This is a genomic window from Thalassospira sp. GB04J01 (assembly GCF_000751115.1).
GTDB classification, from domain to species: domain Bacteria; phylum Pseudomonadota; class Alphaproteobacteria; order Rhodospirillales; family Thalassospiraceae; genus Thalassospira; species Thalassospira lucentensis.
In genome coordinates this window covers 26,421-51,036 of sequence record NZ_CCDX020000011.1, presented here as the reverse complement: position 1 = coordinate 51,036, position 24,616 = coordinate 26,421, and the positions used below count along the sequence as shown (strand labels likewise).

Below are 24,616 nucleotides of genomic sequence, written 5' to 3'. Positions count from 1 at the left end.
CCGTGATGGTCTCCCTTGCTGCATTAGGTTCTGACTTAGAGTCTTATCCCCATGTCATCTCGCCGGTTGCTACTTTTGATCCGATATCGAGTGCAACGCCCATCCCAAGGTTGGGGAAGCGTGTTTCCATGGCCGCTTTGAGCTCTTCTGCATTTGATGCCTTAGTCAGTTCTTCGTCGAAAGCGATCAGGTAGTTCTTGGTGTGCGCAATACCAGTGGTGTCGGTTGTGCTATCGGCGGTCATATGGCCCGCGACAACAATTTTCGGATTGCGGCGTGCAAGTTGATCAAGGATTTCAATCCATTTTTGACGGATTTCTGTGGTTGGCGTGTCGGCTGTCCATACGTGAACGCCCGAGAAAATCAAAACACCGCCAAATACAGCCTCAAGCGATGGCACCCAAAGGTAACGGCGGTTTTCCATGCCTTTGACAGACACAATTTCGATTGTTTCACCGTCAACCGTAAGGGTGTCACCATCAAACACCTCAGGCATTACAATGTCATCCATGGTTTGAGGCCCATTTTCGCCAAGTTTCGGCCCCCAAACGGAGAGCTTTTTCGCAACATTGCCTTTGATGGCCACAACCGTTTCGGATGCGGCAATAACTTTGGCATCCGGGAAGGCTTCGTGGATCGGCTTTAAGCTGAAGTAGTAATCGGGGTCGGACTGACTGATATAGATGGTGGTTAGTTTTTTGCCGCTTTTGCGGATGGCATCGACAATGGCGAGCCCGTCAGGATAGGAAAATCCGCCATCAATCAACACTGCTTCGGTCGCACCCGTCAGCAGAACCGGGGCGCGATAAAAGCCGTTTGGTCCGGCTGGAAAATGTTGCCAGCTTAGGCCGTTGCCGGTTGCGGCGATTGCGCGCCCAAACGGAACCTGTGCAACGGCGGCAAAAGTTGCGGCGGCTAAAGTCGATTTGAGGAGTTCTCTTCTGGTTGGCATGGATGATGTCCTTGTGGTGTCGCGCGTTGATAGGGCGCATTTGAAGGAGAAGGGCGTTAGGCGCAAAGCGCCTTGAGTTCCTGGGACAGGTGATCGACATCGCCATACAATAAATTGCTGGCAACCTGCTTTGGTCCGCTTGCGGTTTCGATCAGCAGCGAAGGCACACCGTTTAGTCCGAAACGTTGCATTAGACGTTGCGCTTCTTGGGTCGTGTCCTGATAGGTCGCGTGTAGTTCGTTGGTCGGATGCGCAAACAGGTCTGCTGCGGAGGCAAGATCAAAATCACGTAAAATTTTGATCAATATGTCGTTGTTTGTATTGTCCAGCCCATCGACATACCGCGCGTTCTGGAATGCTTTGAGTACGGTAAGTGTGTGTTTTGGTGCGGTCATTTGGACCGCAGTGAGTGCAAGTCCGGCAGGACCTGAATCAAACGATCCGCCCGGCGTTTTCAGAACGTTATTTTGATATGCGGTGCTGAAAACCTGCCCGGTCAGTTTGGCAATACGTTGATCGTTTTTCCACGCATAGGATGCAAAGTTTTCATCCATTACGCGCGCACCATGTCCGGCAAAAAGACCGGTCGGCAAAAGTGTGACAGAGACGTCGGGAAGTTTGCTAAGGCGGGTCATTGCAGGCAGCGCACCATAGCACCAGCCACATAGCGGATCATAAAGATAGGATAACTGCATCGTGAAACTCCTGTTTCGCGAACAATATCCCCTTTTGTATTGGGATAAAATATGGGTTAATAAAACAGACTGTATGGTTTTAGTTTACAAAGGTGTCTGGTGACAAAGGCGGGAAAGCAGTTCAATCTTAATCGGCTGGTGTATTTCTCTGCCGTTGTCGATACGGGTTCATTCACCCGTGCGTCAGATCGTCTAGGTGTGTCCAAAACCGTTGTCAGCCAACAGGTGGCCCGGCTTGAAGAAGAAATCGGGGCAAGTTTGTTGGTCCGCACAACAAGACGGGTCGAACCGACCGAGGCGGGGGTATCGCTTCATGAAAGGTGCCAGCGCATTTTGCGTGAAGTCGATGATGCTTATGGTGAGTTGGCGCAAAACAATACCGAACCGCGCGGTATGTTGCGGATTACGGCCCCGAACGATTACGGGCACTCGGTCATTGCGCCCTTGACGGCGGCATTTTGTGCCAAGTACCCATCATGCCAGATTGACCTTGTTTTGACCGATAGTCGCATTGACCCTGTTCTCAATCAGATTGATCTGGCCATTCGTGTTGGCTGGCTTGACAGTTCGAGTTTGCTTGCCCGGCGGGTTGGCGTGTTTGAACAGTTTTTGGTCGCAGCACCAGACATGGCAGAACTGCCCAATGTCGCACAGCCAGAAGATATTGAAAGCCTGCCCTACATCGCCAATACCGCCCTGAAAAACCCGCTGGCATGGGACTTTTCGCACGATAAAAATGGCACGCGATCTGTGCAGGTAAAGGCAAAATTAAGTGTGAATACCACCCCTGCGGCACTGTGTGTCGCGCGTGAAGGGGGTGGGGTATCTGTTTTACCCGATTTTCTGGTCGAGAAAGAACTTGCGTCTGGTGAGCTTGTGCATGTTCTACCCGATTGGCGGTTGCCTTCGGGGGGCATCTACGTTGTCTATCCGGCGATGCGGTTTCGACCGCCAAAGGTGACAGCCTTTGTCGAGATGTTGGTCAAAAAGATCCGGCAAAAGAAACCGTGATTTTTGGGCCGGGTGGCGTGTTGGATTTAGCGAAATGTCGGGCGATTAAGACGGGTTTTTATCTGAGGGTGTTTTGGTCAGAAACGCCCGCGTCTGCTCAATCGCCTCGCGCAATCCAACCCGCTGTACCTCAACATCCTCCGGAAATGCCCCCAAAAGCCGTGATGGCATCCGGTTATCCAGTAGAACAAACACCCCGCGATCCTCGGCACGCCGCACAAGGCGGCCAAACGCCTGCTTCATCCGTAGGCGGGTGAGCATGTCGTCGTAGCGTGCGCCATGGAACGCGGCTTTGCGGGCACGGTGCAGGATGTCGGGGCGCGGCCATGGCACGCGGTCAAAGACAATCAGGCGCAGGCTGTCACCCGGCACATCGACGCCGTCGCGCACCGCATCGGTACCGAGCAAGCAGGCATCGCGTTCGACGCGGAAAATATCAATCAGGGTGGAGACATCCATGCCGTCAATATGCTGGGCGAGTAATTGCAATCCGGCATCATCCATCGGCCCGGTCAGGCGTTCGTAAATGGCGCGCAGGCGCGTAATGGCGGTAAACAGCCCAAGTGCACCGCCGCCCGATGCCAAAAACAGTTCGCGATACGCCGCGGCAATATGGTCGGGGTTATCGCGCCCCAGATCATTGACGATGAAAACACGGGTTTGTTCGCGGTAGTTATACGGGCTTTTCATTGCCGCCCGGATGGCGGGCAGCGGCATGTGTGATGCGCCGGTGCGGTCCTCGGCGACGTGCCAGTCGAAATCATCATCGCCCGTGCCATCGCGAAGGGTGGCGGATGTCACCACCATGCCGTGGGCGGTGGGGGCAAGGGCGGATGTCAGCGGCAAGGTTGGGTCAAGGTAATGGCGGTGCATGCCAACATCAAAATCGCGGCCAAACTGGCGTTCAATGGCAAACCATTCGACAAACGCCGCCGGAGTATTTTCAACCAAGGACGCCAGCATTTCGCGCCATGCAGCAACCTGCATGATGGCGCGCCGTTCGAGCGACCGGATCGCGGCGTCAAGGCGCTGACGTTCGGCCGATTCAAGTTCATCGGCCTTTTCGTCCAACATATGTGCGATGGTTTTAATCAGCAATTTTGCCGGTTTTTCCATGGCGGCAAGTGCACGGTCCAGATCGGCGGCACTGGCGAGAACTCCGTCAATGGCCGGTTTGCAATCGGTTTCAATCGAATAACCCCGATCCCCATCCGCAGCACGGGCCAGAACCTGTGCGCGGACATGGGCCAAAAAGGCCTCGGCCGGGCCTTTGGCATGTTCCGATCCATCATGAATGCGCGATAGCCAGCCCTGTTCAGGCAGGCATTGGGCGGCGACAATTACGGCATTGACCGCATCGCGCAGCTCATCGCGATCAACAATCAGGGTTTCAAGCCGTTGTTTTAAACCGCGTGCACGCGATGATCCTTTTTGCTCCGCGCCGAGCAACCAGCGGCGCAATTCCTGACCTTCCTGTCCGGTCAGATGGGCGGAAAAGGCCTTGTCAGCGGCATCAAATAAATGATGGCCTTCGTCAAAGACATAGCGCGATGGCATTGAGGCATCATCCAGCCCGCCGAGGGCTGCCTGCACCATCACCAGCGCATGGTTGGCGACAACGATTTCAGCGGACCGCGCACGGCGCACGGTTTTTTCGATAAAGCAGCGCGAATAATGCGGGCAGGCGGCATAAATACATTCGCCGCGCTGATCGGCAAGCGCGCCGGTAAAGCGGTTACCGATCAATTCGGTCAGCCATGCCGGGAAATCCCCGCCGACCATGTCGCCATCACGGGTATGGAGCGCCCAGCGCGCAATCAGGCCAAGTGGCGTTGCCTGATGAGGTTGCTGATTAAGCGGGCGTTGGGCTTCTTCGAAATTCAAAAGGCAGAAATAGTTTTCCCGGCCTTTGCGGACCACGGCCTTAAGCCGTTTGTCCTTGGGATCGGTATAAAGGCGGTCGAGTTCCTGATCAATCTGGCGCTGCAAGTTTCGGGTATAGGTCGAAATCCACACTGCACCGTCGTTTTTCTGTGCCCAGAGCGATGCCGGCGCAACGTACCCCAACGTTTTGCCCGTCCCCGTTCCGGCCTCGGCCAGAACAATATTGGGCGCGCCATCATGAAGGCGCGGGCCAAAGGCCGAACAAACCGATGACGCATAATCGGCCTGTTGCGGGCGTTCTTCGGCCCCGTCGCCCAGAAGTTCCTTAAGGCGTTTACGGGCATCTTTTGGATCGACCGGATTGTTGGCCGGCGGCGGGGGTGGGGCATGTTCGGCCCATTCGCCAAGTTTCTTCCAGACTTTCAATCCTTCATAGACCGCATAACGATGCGGCCCGTCGCCATCTGCCCCCAAGGCGGCCAGCACCGACACACCCCACGGCCAATGTCCGCGCGCCATCGGCCATGCGATGGCAAGGGCGGGGGCGCGTTTGTTGCGGTGAAGGGTGGCCAGTTCCTGCAAAAGTCTTTTCATCGCCTCGGCCAGGGCTTCGGCCTGTCCGATCAGATCGTCACAGGGTTTTTGCCCGGTGGCCAGCGCAATGCCACGCGGCGTCGGCACGCAAAATTGCGCCGGGCGGACAAAGGCAAACAGTTCAAGCAGGTCATGGGCCGGAAACGGATCGGTTTTCAAACGCCGCGCGCAGGCAGGCGTATGCACCAAAATCGGGCGGGTTGACCGCGCCCGTTTGGCCGCCGCGCCGTGGGGGAGTTCTTCAATCTCGCCATCGGGCGATAAAAACACAGCATGGCGCAATCCAACGACCATGACCGGCGCGTTGGGCGGATTGAAACGGGGTGTGTTTTCGTCGGAACGATCATCGAACATTTGAGGCACTATAAGCATCCCTGCACGGTGGCGCCACCGGGGAAATTGACCTATGTTTGAATTTATAAAACTTGACCCTGATCACAAGAAGGCAGCCCTGCATGGCACCGCCCAATACCCGCAATCAGCACTTCTGGCGTGACAACGCTTTGCCGTTCGTTGAGCTGCGCCGTGTCGCGGACGGGCATGCGGTCTGTTATGAACGTCACAGCCACGATACCTTTTCGATTGGCACGGTAAAGGGTGGCTACAGCACCTATTGGAACCGGGGCAAAATCCATGAAACGCAGGCCGGATCGGTGGTGATCCTGAACCCCGAAGATGTGCATGGTTGCAACCCGGTCAAGGGGGCGGACTGGTGTTATGACATGCTGTTTGTCGACCCGGACTGGCTTTTGGATCTGCAGATTGAAATTGATGCCGATGCGGCGGGAAAGTTCGCGATGTTTTCCGATACGCTCAGCCATGATCCGCGTCTTTATGCCGGGTTGCTGGGGCTTGCCGATACGTTAAGTGACGCCGATACAGATGTGCTGGGCAAGGAAACGGCACTGGTGTCGTTCTTTGGTGATTTGCATGTGCAGCTTGACGGTACGGGTGTTCTGGACCGTCAGGTCAGCCTGCAGACCGGACGCAAGATGGCCGAGGTTTGTGATTATATCCGCAGCCGATGCCATGAAAATGTCAGTCTGGATGATATTTGTGGGGCGGTTGGCTATTCACGGTCTTATTTGGTGCGGGTGTTCAAAAAGACATTTGGCATGACGCCCTATGCCTATTTGATCAATTGCCGCGTTCAACGGGCCCGCCATGCGTTACGGCGTGGGCAAAAGATCGCCGATGTCGCCCTTGAAACCGGCTTTGCCGATCAGGCCCATTTTCAACGGATGTTTAAACGCCTGATGGCGGCGACCCCGCGCCAATATGCGCGGGCGCAGGAAATGGCCGCCTGATTTTCCCGACATAAAGTACATGGATGCCCGCCTTCGCGGGCATGACAAATTTGAGGTACGTTTCAAGTTCCCGTCATTCCCGCGAAGGCGGGAATCTTTTTCAGGCATAACCCGTGCTGCCAGCCGTACGGCTTACCCCAAAATCAAATACACTGCACTGGCCGCCAGCAATCCGGCCATCACCCGGTTAAATAGGCGAATGCGCGATGGATTGCCCAGAAAACGGCCTAGAAACGCCCCGGCATAGGCCCAGCAGGCGACTGACGCGAAGCACACCACAAAGTAAATCGCAGTAAATTCCCAGATCAGGGTCGGCGCACCGGACGCCGCATAAGCGCCCATCCCGGCAATCGAGGCCAACCATGCCTTGGGATTGACCCATTGCATCAGCGCCCCGGTGATGGCCGAGGGGCCGGACCCGGCGTCGCGTTTACCAAGTTCGCCGCTGCTGACAAACAGCTTCCACGCCATGAACAGCAAAAACGCCACCCCGGCCCATTGAATGATCGTGGTCATTTGCGGAAAGGTGGTCAGCAATTCATGCAGGCCCAGCCCGATCAGAAGCAGCAACAGGCAAAACCCCGCCGTGGCACCAAACACAAGACGCAGTGACGCACGGAAACCAAACTGCACCCCGGAGCTTAGAACAATGATATTGACCGGGCCGGGGGTGATGGAGGCGGCAAGGGCGAAGGCCGCCATCGACAGATACAGGCTTATGGGGATTGTACTGGTGGCGGCAAACATGGGGCGTTTCCTCTGATCGGCGTGGTGGTATTCTTTGCCGTCAGAATGGCGCATCGGGTGCCGGGTTTATTGAACGAAATTGCTCTTTTGCTGTTTTCATTCGGACATTCAGATCCCAGGTCAAAAAAAAAGCGCAACGGAACGATGGGTTCGGTTGCGCTAGTTTTTGGCCGTCAGTGGTCTGAACCCATTCGGGTTCGTTGGTAGGTCGGTCGTAGACTGGTTCTAACTCAGTTCCATCAACAGGCTTGCGCATGAGGCGGCAATTTCATCTGTTGGTGCATCGCTGCCGGGCATGGTGGCCCAGCCTTTGGCGATGACGAAATCATCCCGCTTATATGAGCTTTCCTCTTTTAAGGCGGCAAGCTGTTCGGTTTGATTGTTAGGTGTCAGCATTTTGAACTGGGCAACGCAAATCGGGGCCATGGCTGCGATTGCCGATTGTTTGCCGCTGTCGTCTGCCATCTCTTGTGCTGTACTGCCCGATACGACTGTATCGGTGCTAAAGCCGACAATCGTGATGAGGGCCGCACCGATAATGCCGCCCCATATTCCGGGTTTGACCCATGCGGGGATTGTAACTGGCATAATAAAAATTCCTTACTTCAGACGATGATAAAGTATTTTCCATCGCGATATGAAATATAAGGGAAACATTATTTGAAAATAATAGCGAACGAATTATATTTTTATATTCGAGCAACCAATGTCACTGGCATGAAATTATTTACGATGAAAGCAAAGGTACTTAATTTTATTTTCGATTATTTTTATATTTTTGATCAGTTTGAAATGATCGACGCGATCCATGTCGCGCCCCCCGCAATCAGAGTATAGCGTGCGGCCTTGCCAATGGTGACAAGGATCAGAAACGGTACAAAGCGCACACGCATGACACCGGCAAGCAGGGTCAGCGGATCGCCAATGACCGGCAACCATGCCAAAAGCAATGACCAAAGCCCGTATTTGCCAAACCAGTGTGACGCCCGATCCAGCGCATCGGGGGAGACCGGAAACCATCGGCGGTTTTTGAAGCGATCAACATAAAGGCCGAGTGCCCAGTTCACCGTTGATCCCAGAACATTCCCGGCTGTTGCAACCGCCACCAACCCCCACACAGCATGATCGCCCGATGCCACCAATGCGGCCAAGGCCGCCTCGGACGTGCCGGGCAGGAGGGTGGCGGATGTAAAGGCCGATAAAAACAGCCCGACCATCACTGTGAACGTTGTGATCATGAGGTTCGATTAGCGCGGATTGGCGCACCCGTCCAGTGATTAGAATTTCACGCCAGCCCGTTGCGTGCGTCATTCAACCAATCAGGATTTAAATCGTGTGAGGATTGAAACATGCAGGTCACCCGGGCCAATAGTAATGCGCAATTCCTGTTGGACGGGAATGCGTATTTTGCACGGCTTCACCAAAGCCTTGATGGTGTGATTGCGGCGGGTGTGGGCGGCAATCGGTTCGTGCGATTGGCATTTTGGCAGATTGCACCTGATGCTTTTCTGCCCGGTTATGGCGGGGGTGCTGGCGCACTTTTGATCGACAAGCTTGAGGCCATTGCACGTTTGGGCATTCGGGTAGAAATCATTGCCTGGGCCGGGGCGCAGGTTCTCAATAACGTTGTGCCTGAGATGAAATCTGGCTGGAAGACAAGGGCATGGGTCCAGCAGGTCAACAATCGCAACGCGGGTGCTGGCGCCTATCGGCCCATTCAGATCTATATGGAATCATATGGGCGGCGGACTTTTGGCATGAGTACGCATCAAAAAATTGTTGTTCTGTCGAATGGTGCTTTGAAGGAAGCCTATGTCGGGGGCATGAACATGGCGCACAAATATCTGTCGTCAGATGTGCATGATCCGGAAAACTGGTGGCACGATGCGGCTGTTCGTGTCACCGGTCTGATTGTCGATGATATTGAAGGTGAATGGGTGCGGCGCTGGAACAAACAACAAGCGTTGCTGGCACCTGCGGCAACAATCGGTGTAGCCGGTGCTGACCCTGCCAATCTGACGATTACGATGATGACGACCAACTCGGAAGCCAACCCGGCGGAGCGTGATATTCGCGCAGGATTGCAAGCAAGGATCGCTGCGGCTGCGAACTATGTTTATCTTGAGAATTATGCCTTAACCGATCCATCCATTGTCGAAGACCTTGCGACCTTTAAGCAGGGCGGGGGAACCGTCATTCCGGTTGTCAACCATCCGGCAAACACGACGATGGACGGTTTCGAGGCGTTTTCCTATCTGATGTATTACACCTATGTGGAGTTGGCGCTGGCCGATTTGAACGCGTTTGATGCGGCAGACAGCTGGCGCGGACGCGTCGGCCCGTTAACCAATTATGTCGCCGCCAATGTTGTCGGCGCGCATGTCGACAAGGCGGGCTATAACCCGGCAAACATGGCGACCCTTAACCCTGCGACGGCCTATCGCGTGACATTTAACACCGCGGCTGGTGTGCCAAGGCAGATTGGTCTTCGTTATATCTGGGATATTGCGGCGAACAATGATGTGATGTTCGCGCCCAAGACATATCGACATAACGACCCGACGAAATGGACATATCCGCATTCGAAAGTTGCAATCATCGATGATCAGTACGTGATGGTCGGTACCAGCAACTGGACCTATCGTTCCATGCAGTACGACGGCGAAATCACCCTTGAAATTGATGACGGGGCGTTTGCGCAAGCCGTCCGTGCGCAACTGTTTGCGCACTGGCAGATGCCCGGTGCGGCTGCTGCAGGCGGGGCTGCGGGTGTTGGGGCTGCTTGGTTGCTTGATGCTACGGCAAATCAGGTTGCATGGGCGGGGAATGCATTCGCCCTGAGTGAAACGCGTCTGGTTCCGTTGGCGTTTGACGATTTTATACATCCGATTTCCCGAGAGGCTTGGAGAAAGAGTTTTTCTTCCGCCAGTCTGGCATCAATCGGATCATCGTTTTTCTAAGGTTTTATCTGAACACGGCAAACAGATTTAAGAGGAGAAAGTCATGGCGGATGGTCTTTTCGTGCAATTGAGCAGCCAAGCTTGGTCGCAATACAAATCGGTGACGTCACGCGACACCAGTTATCTCACGCTGCTCGAGCCTAAGTATCAGACTTTTTTGTCTGCTGCGGGCAAGGTCGATGCGTCTATGGCAAAGCTGACGACACCGCCAAAGGCCGATCAGATCAGCCCTGTTGCGGATGCTGTCACCCTGATGGAATCGGCTCAATCCGGAATTATCCAGATCATCGAGAAATTTGTGCAAATGGATGCGCAGGCTGTAAAAAGCACCGGGACGGTCAATCAGAAGACCCTGTCTGACAAGAATGCGCAGGAACAAAGCACAGATCAGGACTTTCAGCTCGCGATTGATGGTGTCGTCTATCAGGCGCAAGTGCGGCTGGCCGCCGCAAGCGCAGAAGTGTAAGCAACTGCGATAGGGCGGCCAAGACCTAGGCCCAAGATACAAGCCCGGCTCGCTTGAAGAATTATGATTTCAGCGAAAATTTACGCACATCAAGCGGTTCGGCAAGGATTTCATCTTTGCTGTCGGCAAAGGCGCGCAGGTACGGCTGTTCGAAGTGAAGAGCGAGGTCCTCTTCGGACCGCCAGTTTTCATAGGCCATCCAGACCGCAGGATCGTCCTTGGACTGGTGCATGTCATAACTGATGCAGCCTTCTTCGGCGCGCGATGGTTCGACAAGGGCCAAAAGGCGTTTGCCAAGTTCTTCTTCCATGCCCGGTTTTGCACGTGAAAAGACGACGAGAGTAAGCTGGTTTGACATACGGGTTTCCTGATTCTGAATAGTATTTTTTTGATGGGCAGGATCATCGGGGGACATCGCCGATCGGGCAACTGTTATTTGCCAAGCAGCAAAAGAAAGGCCCGGTGCAGGGGAACACCGGGCCTGTAAGTGCCGGTCGGCTGTTGGGGGGATGCCGACCAGCAGGGGGGAACTTTAAGGTTAGGCAATGGTGGTGGTTACATCGACATTGCCGCGTGTTGCGTTTGAATACGGGCAGATGGTGTGGGCGGTTTCGACCAGTTTTTCTGCATCGGCCTTATCAAGGCCCGGAAGGGACACATTCAGTTTGACGGCAATTCCAAAGCCGCCTGCGCTGCGTGGGCCAATGCCGACTTCGGCATTTACCGATACGTCATTTGGGACCTTGATTTTGGTCTGGCCAGAAGCCACTTTCATCGCGCCGATAAAGCAGGCGGAATAGCCCATGGCGAAAAGCTGTTCAGGGTTGTTGCCCTCACCGCCAGCACCACCAAGTTCCTTTGGCGTGGTCAGTTTGACATCGAGACTGCCATCATCGGTTTTCGCACGGCCATCACGGCCACCGGTGGCAGAAGCATGCGCGGTATATTTGACTTCAACAGACATGGTTTTCATCCTTTGTTTGAACAGTGGTTCGGTGGTGGTGAGCGCCCGGCTGTCTAGGTTCGTTCCCAGATGATATGTCGCCGGGAGGCGGCGGGCGCAACTGCACCCGCCTGAAATAATGTGAAACTTTCGTGATCACTTCCCGTGAAGGGCGGTGTGCAGATACTGTCCGGCCTGGGCAATTGCCCCTTTGGCGGCCGGGGTGTCAGCCAGTACATTGAGCATGACAAAGTCGTGGATCGTACCGTTATAGCGGGTCACGGTCACATCAACGCCAGCCTGTGACAGTTTCCGGGCATAGGCTTCGCCTTCGTCACGCAGAACATCATTTTCAGCCGTGATCACGAGTGCTGGTGCCTGACCAGAAAGTTGTTCAGATGTTGCATGGATCGGGGTGATTTTCGGATCCGTGCGATCAATTCCTTCAGGCAGATACTGGTTCCAGAACCAATCCATCGCCGGTTTGGTCAACCACGGGCCATTGGCAAACTCGGTATAAGAGCCATTGTCAAAATCGGCATCGGTGACCGGATAAAACAGGACCTGTGCCGTGATGTCCGGCCCGCCGCGTTCCTGTGCCAACAGGGAGACGACCGCTGTCATATTGCCGCCAACACTGTCGCCGGCAATCGCCAGGCGGGTCGGGTCAACATTAAGCTGTTCGCTGTGCTCGGCGACATATTTGGTCACCGCATAATCCTGTTCGATGGCAACCGGATAGCGGGCCTCGGGAGAGCGTTCATAATCAACAAACACAAGGGCTGCATTGGCACGCACAGAGAGTTCACGCACCAGTCGGTCATGCGTGCCAGTATCGCCCATTACCCAGCCAGCCCCGTGGAAATACACAATCACCGGCAGTCGGTCGGTGTTGCCCTGTGGCCGAATGATCCGGACCTTGGTCGCACCGGTCGGGCCAACGGCAAAGGTGGTGTCGGTGATGTCAACGGCCGGTTTGGCAATCTCGCCGGACTGGGCACCTGACAGAACGTCGCGGGCCTCGGCCGGGGTCAGGGTGTAAATCGCCGGGCCACCCGATGCCGACAGGGCATTGATGAATTTCTGGGTGGTGGGTTCAAGAACCGGGTCGGCCAGTGCGGTGTTGGCAGACAGGGCGGTGGTCAAGGCAATCGCAGCAGAAGCAACTTTGGTTTTCAGCGGGCTCATGATTTCGATCCTTTTAAGGGGCCGTCTTAACCGGCCGGTGTTTCGTTTTGGTGATTGTGTTATCGCATACGATTTAATCGCGTGCGATATAAATGTGGGAATGTCAGCTATGTGAATAAATCGTTTGTAATTTAATCGTGTGCGATTTAAATTAATCGGCTTTGAGTCGCATGACGGTTGCCGGTGCGGGTCTGTATGGTCATTTTTGGTGACCTGGACTGCCCGGAATTCCCAAGGTCAGGTCGGCCAGATGTTTCAAAAACGGGAAGAAGACAATGGATGACGCGTCAAAAGAAGACTTTCTGGATCTTGAAAAGTTTCTGTGCTTTTCGGTATATGCGGCCAGCCATGCCTTTAACCGCATCTATAAGCCGCTGCTTGATCGGCTTGGCCTGACCTATCCGCAATATCTGGTGATGGTCAGCCTGTGGCAGGAAGACGATCAATCGGTGCGCAGCATCGGGCAAAAGATGTTTCTTGAGTCCAGCACGCTGACCCCTTTGCTTAAACGGCTTGAGGCAAATGGCCTTGTCGTGCGCAAGCGTGACCCGGAAGACGAACGTTCCGTGCGCGTGCGCCTAAGCGTTGAAGGGAAGGCATTGCGCGAGAAGGCCGAGGAAGTTCCCGCCTGCATTCTTGATGCGACCGGACTGGACATTGAAACCGCCAAACGGTTGAACCGCGATTTACAAGAACTCCGCACGCAGCTTGAAAGTGGTGCGAAGAAGCTGTAACCCGCGACTTGCCCTAGGACACCTTTGCCTTACGGTCGTGGTGATAGGTCAGCGCCCAGCCAAGGGCGGTTTTAAGGGCTGCTTCGGGCAGGGGCGTATCAATCGGCAGGATGATCGCCCGGTTACCCTCGCAAGTCAGATCGGCCGATAAAAGACTGCGCGTGCGGTCAATCAAATCGGTTTTGCAATCAAAGAACACCATCACCTGATCTGGTGACTTTTCCTTCCAGTCGGCGCGGATGGTGATACCCGATCCCGATTTTGGTCGCCATGCCGGTTCACCCCATTTCAGGCTTTCGTCCAGCGTGCCGATACTTGCCTCATCCCCGGCGATCTCAAAGATCCAGTGCCGGATGGTCAGAAGCATCTGACGCGGTTTGTCGGGATATGTGGCAAATTTCGCCGCCACATCGGTGGTGGCGAAATCATGGGGCATCACCATAGCCATTCTTTCCGTGCTGACGTTACATGCTGCCCATCTGGTTGCTCAGCGTTTGCACCAGCAACCAGACACCGACCACAATAAAGGTCAAATGCTGCATCAAAACCGCCGGTGCGATCAGGCTTTTGTTGGACCGCGCAAGGGTCCCAATGGCATGAAGGGCGCGGGCGACAAACAGAATGGCGGCCACCAGCCAGATGGTCGTCGAGGTTGCGAGTACTGCCTCAAGCGCCAGAACAAGCAGAATGCACATCGGGGCATTTTCGATGAAATTGCCGTGTGCGCGGATACGGCGACGCAACACCAGATCATCGCCGTCGCCAAGGGCAACGCGAAGTTCGCGGCGGCGCAGGGAAACATTCAGGCTTAACGCCGTCAGCATCAATGCAAAAAGTGCGGTCAGGCAGATCGTCACGGGAAGCGGCAACATGATGCGGTGTCCTTATTTGAATGGGCCTAAATGGTTACGGCAATTCAACCACCGAATGGTTCAGGTATCAACAAAATGAAAAAGGCGGCACCGTCACATGGTGCCGCCCTGATAAAATCTATGGTCCTGATCCTAGATATTGCGCAGACGATCAAGGAAGTTTCTGACCTGTTCGTCAAGATTGCGGGCTTCTTGTGCCAGTTGGGTTGCCCCGGCCTGCACATTTGATGCGGCATCCCCGGTTTCGCGCGATGTATTGCGCACGATCCCGATGGAGGAGGAGACTTCGTTTGTCCCGGCTGCTGCCTGTTGAATGTTACCAGAAATTTCGGCGGTGGCCGCTCCTTGCTGTTCAACGGCCGATGCAATGGCGGTGGCGATTTCATTGATGCTTGAAATTGTTTCGGTGACCCGGCCAATTGCCCCAACAGTATTGTGGGTTTCTGACTGGATCGAGCCGATTTGCTGGGCGATTTCATCGGTGGCCTTGGCCGTCTGATTGGCAAGGTTTTTGACTTCTTGTGCGACCACGGCAAACCCTTTTCCCGCTTCACCGGCACGGGCGGCCTCAATCGTGGCGTTCAGCGCCAAAAGGTTGGTCTGGGCTGCGATATCACTAATCAGGCTGACGACCTCGCCAATGCGATCAGCCGCCTCGGCAAGGCCGGTGACCATTGTGTTGGCATTGGATGCCTCGGTCACGGCGGTATTGGTGATGTCCGATGACTTTGCCACCTGGGAGCTGATTTCCTGAATGGAGGCAGACAGTTCTTCGGTGGCCGATGCGACGGTTTGAACATTTGCGCTGGCCTCATCGGCGGCAGCGGCAACGACAACGGCCTGTTCGGAACTTTGATCGGCCGCCGTACGCATCCGGCGCGAGACCTGTTCCATGTTTTCGGCACTGTCAGACACATTGACAACAATACCGCCGACAGATTTTTCAAACTCGTCGGCCATCTGATGGCGGGTCCGGTTGCGTTCATCGCTGGCACGTTTTTCGGCGTCGAGCTTTTCCCGTTCGGCTTTTTGCATGCCTGCCGATGCTTCCTTGAACGATTCAAGTGCCTTGGCAATTGCACCGATTTCATCGGATCGGTCGAGATAGGGGATCTGGACGGAAAAATCACCCTGTTGCAGATGGTCAATCACACCCGCCACACGGGTCATCGGACGAGCGACAAGGCCTTTGGTTAAGAACAGAATGACGCCAATCACAATCACCAACAAGACCACCCCGCCAATCAAGGTCGCGTTGCGCAGGTCATCGGCCGGGGCGAAAACGGTGGCCAGCGGTACATTGACAACCACGCCCCATTTGTTCGGGTATCCGTCAATTTCGACGGGCACAATCATGTGCATGGTCGTGGCGTCATCAATTCGGCGCGGTTCGCCCGACTGCATGGCATCGAGAATGGCAGTCTGAATCGCGTCACCCTGATCAAGTTTGGTGCCGCGAATGTCGGCATTTTCATGTGCAACCCATGTGCCTTGGGCGGACACAAGATTGACCGTGCCGGTACCAAACGGGGTCAGTTCGGCAAACCGTTCCGACAGGGCGTTGAGTTCAAGATCGGCACCGAGAACACCAAGGAACTTTCCGGCCTGATCCTGCACCGGATAGACGAATGAGGTCAAAACCACGTCGCGTCCCTGAATGTCATAGGTGATGGCATCGGTGACATAGGGCTGATTGGTGGCCTTGGGGGCGGTGTAATATTCGTTTACTTCGGGGTTATCAAGGCCGGTCAGGTGATAGGGCGTAATGCCTTCCCCGAAGTTATAATAATAGGTCACATATTGACCCGTCCCGTCGCCAAACGGTTCGCCTTCGCCCTTGTAATCTGCATCCTTGCCGTCAAGCGCGTTGGGTTCAAACCCTGACCATGCCCCGGCAAGGGACGGATTATCGATCAGGGTGCGGTTGAGGATTTCGTTATAGGCCGCGCGGTCGGTGCCGCCCTGTTCGCGAATGGCGCGAAACGTTCCGGCAAGGTTTTGCGCCACCGACATCCCGCCATTCAGAACGTGACCGGCCTGTTCGGCGTGGTAAAGCGCAACCGATCTGGCTTCACCAACGGTGAGTTCTTCGGTGGTGTTGCTGGTTTCAAGCGTTTGAAGAAAAATACCAACAATCAGGCAGGCGGCAATGGCAAGCGCACTGACAAGTGTCAATTTCGCGCCCAGCGACAGGTTAGAAAAACGCATCAAACCACATCCTTTTCGGCCTATGCTTTTGGGTGATATTAGAAATATGGATATGCATCCCAAAGTTTCAATAACTTGGGGAAAAGCACAAGCATTTCAGTCACCCGGCCTATACTTTAGGGCCGGACCCATCAGATAGCAGCCGATTTTAAGTCGCGGTGGGGAGAAGGATTTATGAAATCTTACTGTTAGGCTTCTTTTTGGCTGCTTTGTCGGCAAAGACCGCATCCGCTGGAACGGGTTTGCTAAACAGGAAGCCTTGCAGGTCGGTGCAGCCCATTTCGCGCAGGAAATGATACTGTTCTTCGGTTTCGACACCTTCGACAGTGGTATGCAGGCCAAGCGAGCTTGCCATTGCCAGCATGGCCTCGACCAGGGCGGCATCGTCAGCTTTGCCCGGAAGGTCTTTGACAAACGCGCGGTCGATTTTAATGCGTTTGATCGGCAGGCTTTTGATCGACCGCAGGCAAGAATACCCCGTACCAAAATCATCAATGGCAAGCGAAACGCCAACTTCGCGCAATTCGTGCAGCATGCGGATCATACTGGTTTCATCCTGAATCATGCTTTCGGTGATCTCGATTTCGAGATATTCCGCCGGCAATCCGGCAACAGCCAGTGCATGTTGCACCGTTTCGGCAAAGTTGGGCATCTTCAACTGACGGACCGACACGTTGACCGCCATGGTGATTTTCTGATCAAGCTCATCCTGCCAGCGCCGGGCCTGCAGGCAGGCTTCGCGCAGCACCCAGTCGCCGATTTCAATAATCAGGCCGCTTTGTTCGGCGACCGGGATGATTTCATGCGGGCCGAGCAAGCCACTTGTCGGATGGTTCCAGCGCAAAAGTGCCTCCACCCCGACAAGGTCGCCAGTATGGGCGTTCATTTGTGGCTGGTAGTATAAAACCAGTTCGTTGTTTTCGAGCCCGCGCCGCAATTCCAGTGATCGGGTCATATAGCGGGTTGCGGTTTCCGTCATTTCCGACTGATAAAACGCATAAGTCCGCCGGCCGCGGTCTTTTGCCGCGTACATCGCGGTATCGGCCAACCGGATAAGGTCCTGTGGCGACAGAGCATTATCAGGATACAGCGAAATCCCGATGCTGGCCGACAGGGTCAGTTCATGGCCGATAATGTAAAACGGGCGTTGCAGTTCATTGATGATCTTCATCGCAAGATTGGCCGCCGCCGTGGCGTTCTGGATGTTCTCACGGATGATCATGAATTCATCGCCGCCAAGGCGTGCAATGGTATCGGCGCGCTCGGTAACCGCCTTGATCCGGGTTGAGGCGATCAGCAAAACCTGATCCCCAGCCGCATGGCCCAGTGTGTCATTGATGTTTTTAAAGTCATCAATATCAAGAAACAGGCAGGCAACACGCGCACCGACAGGTTCGCTGCGTTCAATCGCACGGTTCAGGCGGTCGGTTGCCAGCAACCGGTTGGGCAGGCTGGTCAGCCCGTCATATTGCGCAAGATAATGCAATTCCTGTTCGGCCTGACGGATGGCGGTGCGGTCCGAAACGATGGCAACAAAATGGGTCAGTTCGCCGTCGTCGTCTTCAACCGCGATAATCTGTGTCGCCAAGGAAATCGGGTTACCCTGAATATTGCGGGTTTCGATGTCGCGGTGCCAATGGCGTCTGTGGCGCAAGGTATGAAACAGGTCTTGATAAAAACCGGCTGAATACTCCTCAGGGGCCAGGAAGTAGGGTGGTTTGTTCAGTGTGCCTTTGGGGCCTGTGCCGGTAATATGGTAGTAGGCCTTGTTGGCATTGGTGACATTAAGGTCCGGATCAAGGATCAGGATACCATCCTGTGTCGTTTCATAGACGGCCATGGCTTCGCGCAACTTGTCATTGGTCATGCGCTGATCGGTGATGTCTTGCATCATGCCAATGATGCGGTGCGTGCCATTGCGGTCATTGGAAAATGATTTGCCGCGTGCGCGCAGCCAACGCTGCTCATTATGCACGTTGATGCTGCGGAATACGACGTCGTAAAAATCACCGTGCTGCACGGCATAGGTGAATGCCTTATGCACGCTGTCGCGGTCCTCCGATGCCACCCGGTCAAGGAAGGCATCCCACGTTTCGGTCACTGTTTCGGTTTCCTGAGGTGTTTGGAAATTCCCAAGACCCGTGCTGTGCATTTCGCGCGTGTTGACATCAATTTCCCAGCAACTCATTTGAGCCGCGGACATCGCCAGCGACAGGCGTTGCTGACTTTCGCGCAGGGCCATTTCGGCAACCCGGCGTTCCAGTGCCATCTGTATCGTGGCGTGCAGTTCGCGTTCAGAAAACGGTTTTAACAAGAAACCATAAGGACGCGTTTTCTTGGCACGCGCCAAGGTGGCATCTTCGGAGTGGGCCGAAAGATAAATCACCGGGATCATCAGATCGGGTGGAATGCCAGCCGCCGTTTCAATACCGTCAATGTCGCCATCAATGCGGATGTCCATCAAGATGATGTCAGGTGGATCGCGCTCAATCGCTTTGAGCGCGTCGTAGCCAGCACTGTGCGCGGAGGTTCGGTCATAGCCGAGTTTTTCAAGTTGCTTGCGCAAATGCAGCGCAATCACTCTTTCATCTTCGACGATCATGACATGAACCGTTTTGGGCATTTATCATTCGTCCTGTAAGGTAAATGTGATGTGAAAACGCGTCTCGGGGGACGTATCGATGGTGAGCTGTCCACCAATTTGATCGACAAGAAGTTCAATCAGCTGAAGACCCAAGCCGGAGCTTTTGCCGATGGAAAAATCATCTGGAAGACCGTGCCCATTGTCAGAAATGCACAGTTCGACGTCACGATCGCCATGCATTTTGGTGGAAATCAGGATTTTACCGGCATGACCATCGCGAAACCCGTGTTTAAGCGCATTGGTGATTAACTCATTTGCAATCAGCCCACATGGCACAGCCTGATCAATGGCAAGTTCCACCTCGGCCAGATCGCATTTGACGCGAACACGATCAAGATCAATGTTGTAGGCGGCCAGCAGTGATGAAACCAGACTTTCACAGAAGTTGGCGAAATCAACCTTGGCCATATTTTCGCTTTGATACAGCGACTGGTGAATTTGCGCCATCGACCGCACGCGGTTGCAACTGTCAATCAGTGCATCACGCGCCTGTTTGTCGGCAATCGAGGCTGTTTGCATGTCCAGCAGGCTGTGAATGATCTGAAGGTTGTTTTTAACCCGGTGGTGGACTTCAGAAAGCAGGGTTTCCTTTTCCTTGAGCGACCGGGCAATTTGTTCTTCGCGGTGTTTGCGTTCGGAGATGTCGGATATGGCGGCAAGGATCAGTTGACGATCCCCGCTGGCAATTGGATTGAGGCCGATTTCGACGGGAAATTCGCTGCCGTCCTTGCGCAGGGCATAAAGATCGCGCCCCGGGCCCATTGGACGGGCATTCGGGTTTTTGCCGTACGATCCGCGTAAATGCGGGTGACCTTCGCGAAAGCGTGTTGGCACAAGCATCTCTATTGCCTGACCGAGCAGTTCGGACCGGGCATAGCCAAAAATGATTTCGGTTTGCGCATTGACCATTTCCATGCGGCCTTCGGCGCTGATCAAGATCATCGCATTGGGGGCGTATTCAACAACGCGTTCAAATCGCTGATCAGCACTATTTGCTGGTATTGCGTCTATTTCGTCCGGCAAAACCTTGTCGCTGTGCGACATTGGTGGAACCTCAAAACTGCTCTGATACTTGAATTTACGTATTCATCGTCACTAACATATTCACGTTTGGTGCTTTCCTGCCCCGGAGTTCTGGGAGCCTGACAAGGACAGTGTCGATAGCAGGGACTTTTGGCACCTTAGCTGCATATTTGCGGTCGTGGCGGTGAATTCAACTACACTTTAGAGTGGGATTTTTGCAATTTATGCGGAAAATAGCCTATGAGAATACATGCTCAGAGAACGGTATCCGGTATGTCGCACGTTGCGGGTCATTTGGCAGCCATGCGCAACAGATGCTTGATCTGAGGTGTGGTGCGGTATAGCTTCGCGCACGCACGGGATCCGGGTGACCCTGCGCCGTCAAGATTTCCAAACAATTCAACGATCCAACTGACAAACAAGGTTTCAAAAATGACAGCCGATCTTCGAGATGCCGCACTTAACAGCAACGTCTGGGCCTTTCAGGAAGCCAGCAAGCTGGTCAAGCGGTATAAACAGAAGGCGCCTGAAAAGGGCTATGTCCTTTTTGAAACCGGTTATGGTCCGTCGGGTTTGCCCCATATCGGCACCTTTGGCGAAGTCGCGCGTACGACCTATGTCCGCCGCGCGTTTGAAACCATGTGCGATATCCCGACCAAGCTTTTCTGCTTCTCCGATGATATGGATGGCCTGCGTAAGGTGCCCGACAACATTCCCAACAAGGAAATGGTTGGCGAGCATCTTGGCAAAGCGCTGACAAGTGTGCCTGATCCGTTTGGCACCCATGAAAGCTTTGCCCATCATAACAACGCGCGCCTGCGCGATTTTCTCGATGGGTTTGGCTTTGAGTACGAGTTCAAATCATCGACCGACTGTTATCGTTCGGGCATGTTTGATGCGGCTTTGTTGCGTCTTCTGGAACGCTATGACGCGATCCAGAAGATCATGCTGCCGACGCTTGGCGAAGAACGTCAGGCGACATACAGCCCGTTCATGCCGGTTGAACCGGGCACCAACAAGGTCCTGATGGCCAAGGTGACCGAGCTTAAACCTGAAACCGGCAGCATTGTTTATGAACATCCTGAAACCGGTGATCTGGTTGAAACGCTCGTCACGGGTGGTAACTGCAAGCTGCAGTGGAAACCCGACTGGGCGATGCGCTGGTACGCACTGGGTGTGGATTATGAAATGGCAGGCAAGGATTTGATCCCGTCGGTTGAGCTTGGCAACAAGATCGTCAAGGCACTGGGCGGCACCCCGCCGGAAGGATTTAACTACGAGCTGTTTTTGGATGAGAACGCCCAGAAAATCTCGAAATCCAAGGGCAATGGCATTTCGATGGAAGACTGGCTGAAATATGCGCCGGAAGACAGCCTGTCGCTGTTCATGTTCCAGAAACCCAAAACCGCCAAACGCCTGTATTTCGACGTCATCCCGAAAACCGTCGATGAATATCTGACGTTCGCAGAAAAGCTTAAAACCGAAACCGATCCGACCAAGATCTTGCAGAACCCGGCTTGGCACATTCATGCCGGAACGGCACCGGATCGCGACATTCCGCTGTCGTTTGGCATTCTGCTGAACCTGGTTTCGGTTTGCAACACCGATGACCGCGATCTGCTGTGGAAGTTCATTTCGCGCTATGTCGCCGGGGCAACCCCGCAAAGCTCGCCGTACCTGGACAAGCTGGTCGGCTATGCGATCAACTATTACAACGACTTTGTCAAACCGACGAAAAAATACCGTGCCGCGACCGAATCAGAGCAAGCCGCCCTCAAAGATCTGCGTGATGCCCTGTCGCAAATCGCACCGGGGACCGAGCCATCCGACATCCAGACCGAAGTTTTCACGGTGGGCAAAAACCACAATTATGAAAATCTGCGCGAATGGTTCAAAACGCTCTATGAAATCCTGCTCGGTCAGGAGCAAGGGCCGCGCATGGGATCGTTCATTGCCCTTTATGGCCTTGATGAAAGTGTTGTGCTGATTGATCGTGCGCTTGCAGGTGAAGACCTCAGCGCCTGATAGACTGCCGAAATAGACACGGGGCATCAAGAACATTGGTGTCCCGTTTTTCTTTGTTGACACGAAGAAAAACAATGTGGTTTATAAATAGAGGGTTTGCAATATTCCTTGGGACGCCGCTAAATCGTTCGCGTTGGCGTAAAAATTATTGCAGATGCGTTCAGCATTCAGACTTTTTTCTCCCAGTATAGATTTTCGGTGCAGGCGAACGTGCATCTTGCTGGAGAGATCATATGTCTTATCGGACTTACTTCCTTAAATTTCAGAACTTACACCTTTCCCCTATCAATGGAATAGATCCTGATTCCATTAAGAAATCCGCAAAAGAGACGCGTGAAACATTTCTTGGGAATGAAAAAGCGTCGGAGTTTAAGCATACGACAGCCTTAAACCATATCTGTAAATCGCTTGGCTTCAAGGGTGGGTTCTCTGGTTACAAGAAGGAATGGGAAAGCAATCTCAAGCCTTTTATGAAGCGCCATGGACTGCTGGAGCGGTCAGAGGTGATTGAAGAGGAACTTCAGGACAAGTTTGTAGAGCTGAAGGCGCGCGAAATTGCTGATCGTTTGTTTTGTCCTGGGCAGAAAATCCCCAAAAAAATATTTGTTGGCGCAGATTATTTCGACTTATTGAAGGTCGTTGCCGAATGCGGATTTGGCGATGTGGCGATTGCTAGAGGAAATTTGCAATTCGCAAGAGTTTCCTTGGATCAGGTATCAGAATATATTCCGCCAAATAATTACTTTGTAGTTGGTGAAGAGGCGCGTTTTCGTTGGGAAGATATTTTTAACTGTCTCGACAACCTGATAGGTGATCAGCTCTTAGACTTTGGCTCGGAAACTAATAGAGCCAATATTGTAGCGCAGCTTTACAATACAAGCGCGGCGGAAATGCAGGAAATTGAGGCCGCAGGGGCGTTATTTGCCAAATGTATTCGCTTGCTGGAAAGTGGTTGGATTGATGTCATCCCCTATAACGAAAATCTCGTATTTCTAAGGGCAAAAAACGGAAAATATGATTTCGTTTTCAAAGATATGCGAGATGAAGAGTTCCAGAGTAATCCCTATAAGCCATACCTTCGTAGTAAGGACATTTCTTCGAATGGAGAGGAAAATCAATTTCGGGAATGGTTATACTTCAAGTACGATGGATGGCTTGCGGAAGATACACATAAAGCAGAACACACCTTTTACGATAAAGGAGGTGTTGTTTCGGGTTATCCATCGCAAATGAAGATTCTTGAGGATTACTTTGTTTGTGAAAAACGATACCAGCCTATCGTGAAACGTTATCGCCATATGAGTGGATTCCACCCTGTATCTTTAGGCAGTAAATCGATTTACTTTTCGGATTTGATTACAGTTGGTCAGTTCAAAAAGTTTCTTAAACGTAATCCGGACTACGTATGGCACCGGAAAAAGCAATCAAATCTGGATAGTCTGTCTGTCCTTGAGAATGAAAAGGATAACTATCCGGCATCTGTGACGTGGTATGACGCCATGGCTTATGCGCGTTGGGTAAAGCGTGAAAAACGAGCACCGGTGCGTTTGCTTTCGGAGGAAGAGTGGCTCTCTCTTGCGGATAGATTAGGGCAGCGCACAGTAAACCAAAAGGTGGTTTCTGAAGCCCTTGGTTGCCGTTTGGCATCGTTTTATGATCCTTCAGGTGAAAAATTTGAAGGACATCCTCCATACTCGGACGACTTTGATGCTTGGGAGTTGCGTTATGAAGAAGATGCATTTTTCAAGCAGCAGGCAGAAACGGGATTTGAGGTAGTTTGTTCCGCGTTTTTCGGTGAATGGCTCAATATGCAAGGAGCAGCCATCAATTCCTTGTTTGGTTGTTCGCAATATTGTGTGTGGGAAGCTGCTCTCAACATCGTATCGGCAAACAGAGCGCGGTTTGCGCCAACAAGTACGGGTAAGTATAAATCAATGAAAATTGGCTTCCGCGTTGCTTATGATGCGGAGGCAGTGGCATGAAATTCAGTAAATCTGAAAAAGTGAATATAGAAGTTAAAAAGCTTATAGCACATGGTTGGAGTTATAGACGTGGATCCAAGCACGGTAGGGTCTATTCGCCGAATAAAAAGTTCTTTGTCGTTGTTCCTGGTACACCAAGTGACAAGCGGACAGGCTTTAATTTTGTAAGAGATGTAAGGCGTATGCAGCGGATGGTTAAAGAAAACGAAGTTGCAGTAAGTTAGATTGCTGCTTAATTCACTTTATGAAATCCTGCTGGGTCAGGAGCAGGGTCCGCGTATGGGCTCCTTCATCGCCCTGTATGGCCTTGATGAAAGCGTTGCCTTGATTGACCGCGCACTTGCCGGTGAAGATCTTAGCGCCTGATTACGGTTTACTGAT

At 53.4% G+C, this 24,616-nt stretch carries 23 protein-coding genes; 9 read left to right on the top strand and 14 right to left on the bottom strand.

The window, feature by feature from the left end; translation table 11 throughout:
* Positions 1 to 43: 43 nt before the first annotated feature.
* Positions 44 to 952 carry an MBL fold metallo-hydrolase gene (locus AMM48_RS11085; protein ID WP_102784085.1) on the bottom strand — a complete coding sequence of 303 codons (909 nt, stop codon included), beginning with the start codon at positions 950 to 952 and terminating at the stop codon, positions 44 to 46.
* 56 nt (positions 953 to 1,008) lie between these two features.
* Positions 1,009 to 1,647 (bottom strand): DsbA family protein, encoded by a 639-nt coding sequence (locus tag AMM48_RS11080; protein WP_102784084.1) that lies wholly within the window; start codon positions 1,645 to 1,647, stop codon positions 1,009 to 1,011.
* A 99-nt stretch (positions 1,648 to 1,746) separates the two neighbouring features.
* Here AMM48_RS11080 and AMM48_RS11075 point away from each other — a divergent pair, with 99 nt between their 5' ends.
* A complete protein-coding gene (locus AMM48_RS11075) occupies positions 1,747 to 2,658 on the top strand; it encodes a LysR family transcriptional regulator (RefSeq protein WP_102784083.1) in 912 nt (303 codons plus the stop codon).
* A 45-nt stretch (positions 2,659 to 2,703) separates the two neighbouring features.
* Here the strand turns inward: AMM48_RS11075 and AMM48_RS11070 are convergent, their stop codons facing one another.
* Positions 2,704 to 5,490 (bottom strand): ATP-dependent DNA helicase, encoded by a 2,787-nt coding sequence (locus AMM48_RS11070; protein WP_102784082.1) that lies wholly within the window; start codon positions 5,488 to 5,490, stop codon positions 2,704 to 2,706.
* Positions 5,491 to 5,591: 101 nt separating this feature from the next.
* On the opposite strand from AMM48_RS11070, the gene AMM48_RS11065 reads away from it, so the two are divergent.
* Entirely contained in the window at positions 5,592 to 6,443 is an 852-nt protein-coding gene (locus AMM48_RS11065) for an AraC family transcriptional regulator (protein ID WP_102784081.1), read from the top strand.
* A gap of 132 nt (positions 6,444 to 6,575) precedes the next feature.
* Here the strand turns inward: AMM48_RS11065 and AMM48_RS11060 are convergent, their stop codons facing one another.
* From AMM48_RS11060 to AMM48_RS11050, 3 genes are all read right to left on the bottom strand, one after another.
* Entirely contained in the window at positions 6,576 to 7,190 is a 615-nt protein-coding gene (locus tag AMM48_RS11060) for a LysE family translocator (protein ID WP_198413527.1), read from the bottom strand.
* A gap of 225 nt (positions 7,191 to 7,415) precedes the next feature.
* A complete protein-coding gene (locus tag AMM48_RS11055) occupies positions 7,416 to 7,778 on the bottom strand; it encodes a hypothetical protein (RefSeq protein WP_028791500.1) in 363 nt (120 codons plus the stop codon).
* Positions 7,779 to 7,972: 194 nt separating this feature from the next.
* Positions 7,973 to 8,428: a YqaA family protein gene (locus AMM48_RS11050; protein ID WP_181951568.1), complete on the bottom strand. Its 456-nt coding sequence runs from the start codon at positions 8,426 to 8,428 to the stop codon at positions 7,973 to 7,975.
* Positions 8,429 to 8,539: 111 nt separating this feature from the next.
* Here AMM48_RS11050 and AMM48_RS11045 point away from each other — a divergent pair, with 111 nt between their 5' ends.
* Together AMM48_RS11045 and AMM48_RS11040 are read left to right on the top strand one after the other, a co-directional pair.
* Complete coding sequence (locus tag AMM48_RS11045; RefSeq protein WP_102784080.1) at positions 8,540 to 10,150, top strand: phospholipase D-like domain-containing protein; 1,611 nt, start codon at positions 8,540 to 8,542, stop codon at positions 10,148 to 10,150.
* A gap of 43 nt (positions 10,151 to 10,193) precedes the next feature.
* Entirely contained in the window at positions 10,194 to 10,616 is a 423-nt protein-coding gene (locus tag AMM48_RS11040) for a hypothetical protein (protein WP_022732036.1), read from the top strand.
* Positions 10,617 to 10,677: 61 nt separating this feature from the next.
* On the opposite strand, the gene AMM48_RS11035 is transcribed toward AMM48_RS11040, so the two are convergent.
* The 3 genes from AMM48_RS11035 to AMM48_RS11025 all read right to left on the bottom strand — a co-directional run bounded on the left by AMM48_RS11035 (position 10,678) and on the right by AMM48_RS11025 (position 12,747).
* A complete protein-coding gene (locus AMM48_RS11035; RefSeq protein WP_102784079.1) occupies positions 10,678 to 10,974 on the bottom strand; it encodes a putative quinol monooxygenase in 297 nt (98 codons plus the stop codon).
* Between the two features lie 180 nt (positions 10,975 to 11,154).
* On the bottom strand, positions 11,155 to 11,580 hold the full coding sequence (locus tag AMM48_RS11030; RefSeq protein ID WP_102784078.1) for an organic hydroperoxide resistance protein: 426 nt from the start codon (positions 11,578 to 11,580) through the stop codon (positions 11,155 to 11,157).
* Positions 11,581 to 11,715: 135 nt separating this feature from the next.
* On the bottom strand, positions 11,716 to 12,747 hold the full coding sequence (locus tag AMM48_RS11025) for an alpha/beta hydrolase (RefSeq protein ID WP_102784077.1): 1,032 nt from the start codon (positions 12,745 to 12,747) through the stop codon (positions 11,716 to 11,718).
* 275 nt (positions 12,748 to 13,022) lie between these two features.
* Between AMM48_RS11025 and AMM48_RS11020 the strand changes: the two genes are divergently transcribed.
* Positions 13,023 to 13,481: a MarR family transcriptional regulator gene (locus AMM48_RS11020; protein ID WP_102784076.1), complete on the top strand. Its 459-nt coding sequence runs from the start codon at positions 13,023 to 13,025 to the stop codon at positions 13,479 to 13,481.
* 13 nt (positions 13,482 to 13,494) lie between these two features.
* Here AMM48_RS11020 and AMM48_RS11015 read toward each other — a convergent pair whose 3' ends face one another.
* The 5 genes from AMM48_RS11015 to AMM48_RS10995 form a co-directional block, all read right to left on the bottom strand.
* Positions 13,495 to 13,923, bottom strand: a complete 429-nt coding sequence (locus tag AMM48_RS11015; RefSeq protein ID WP_244271197.1) for a DUF1801 domain-containing protein — start codon at positions 13,921 to 13,923, stop codon at positions 13,495 to 13,497.
* Between the two features lie 22 nt (positions 13,924 to 13,945).
* Positions 13,946 to 14,353: an MAPEG family protein gene (locus AMM48_RS11010; protein ID WP_102784075.1), complete on the bottom strand. Its 408-nt coding sequence runs from the start codon at positions 14,351 to 14,353 to the stop codon at positions 13,946 to 13,948.
* Positions 14,354 to 14,485: 132 nt separating this feature from the next.
* On the bottom strand, positions 14,486 to 16,561 hold the full coding sequence (locus AMM48_RS11005) for a methyl-accepting chemotaxis protein (protein WP_102784074.1): 2,076 nt from the start codon (positions 16,559 to 16,561) through the stop codon (positions 14,486 to 14,488).
* A 172-nt stretch (positions 16,562 to 16,733) separates the two neighbouring features.
* Positions 16,734 to 19,184 (bottom strand): EAL domain-containing protein, encoded by a 2,451-nt coding sequence (locus tag AMM48_RS11000; protein WP_102784073.1) that lies wholly within the window; start codon positions 19,182 to 19,184, stop codon positions 16,734 to 16,736.
* Positions 19,185 to 19,187: 3 nt separating this feature from the next.
* On the bottom strand, positions 19,188 to 20,249 hold the full coding sequence (locus AMM48_RS10995) for a histidine kinase dimerization/phosphoacceptor domain -containing protein (RefSeq protein ID WP_102784072.1): 1,062 nt from the start codon (positions 20,247 to 20,249) through the stop codon (positions 19,188 to 19,190).
* A gap of 411 nt (positions 20,250 to 20,660) precedes the next feature.
* Between AMM48_RS10995 and AMM48_RS10990 the strand changes: the two genes are divergently transcribed.
* The 4 genes from AMM48_RS10990 (at position 20,661) to AMM48_RS22185 (ending at position 24,601) form a co-directional block, all read left to right on the top strand.
* Positions 20,661 to 22,253 (top strand): lysine--tRNA ligase, encoded by a 1,593-nt coding sequence (locus tag AMM48_RS10990; RefSeq protein ID WP_102784071.1) that lies wholly within the window; start codon positions 20,661 to 20,663, stop codon positions 22,251 to 22,253.
* A gap of 233 nt (positions 22,254 to 22,486) precedes the next feature.
* Positions 22,487 to 24,235, top strand: coding sequence for an SUMF1/EgtB/PvdO family nonheme iron enzyme (locus AMM48_RS10985; RefSeq protein WP_102784070.1), 1,749 nt, complete (start codon positions 22,487 to 22,489; stop codon positions 24,233 to 24,235).
* A complete protein-coding gene (locus tag AMM48_RS10980) occupies positions 24,232 to 24,459 on the top strand; it encodes a hypothetical protein (RefSeq protein ID WP_102784069.1) in 228 nt (75 codons plus the stop codon). Before AMM48_RS10985 ends, AMM48_RS10980 begins: the two co-directional genes overlap by 4 nt.
* A gap of 1 nt (position 24,460) precedes the next feature.
* The gene (locus AMM48_RS22185) at positions 24,461 to 24,601 is read left to right on the top strand and encodes a hypothetical protein (protein WP_158246460.1); all 141 of its coding nucleotides are present in this window, start codon (positions 24,461 to 24,463) and stop codon (positions 24,599 to 24,601) included.
* The last annotated feature ends 15 nt before the right edge of the window (positions 24,602 to 24,616 follow it).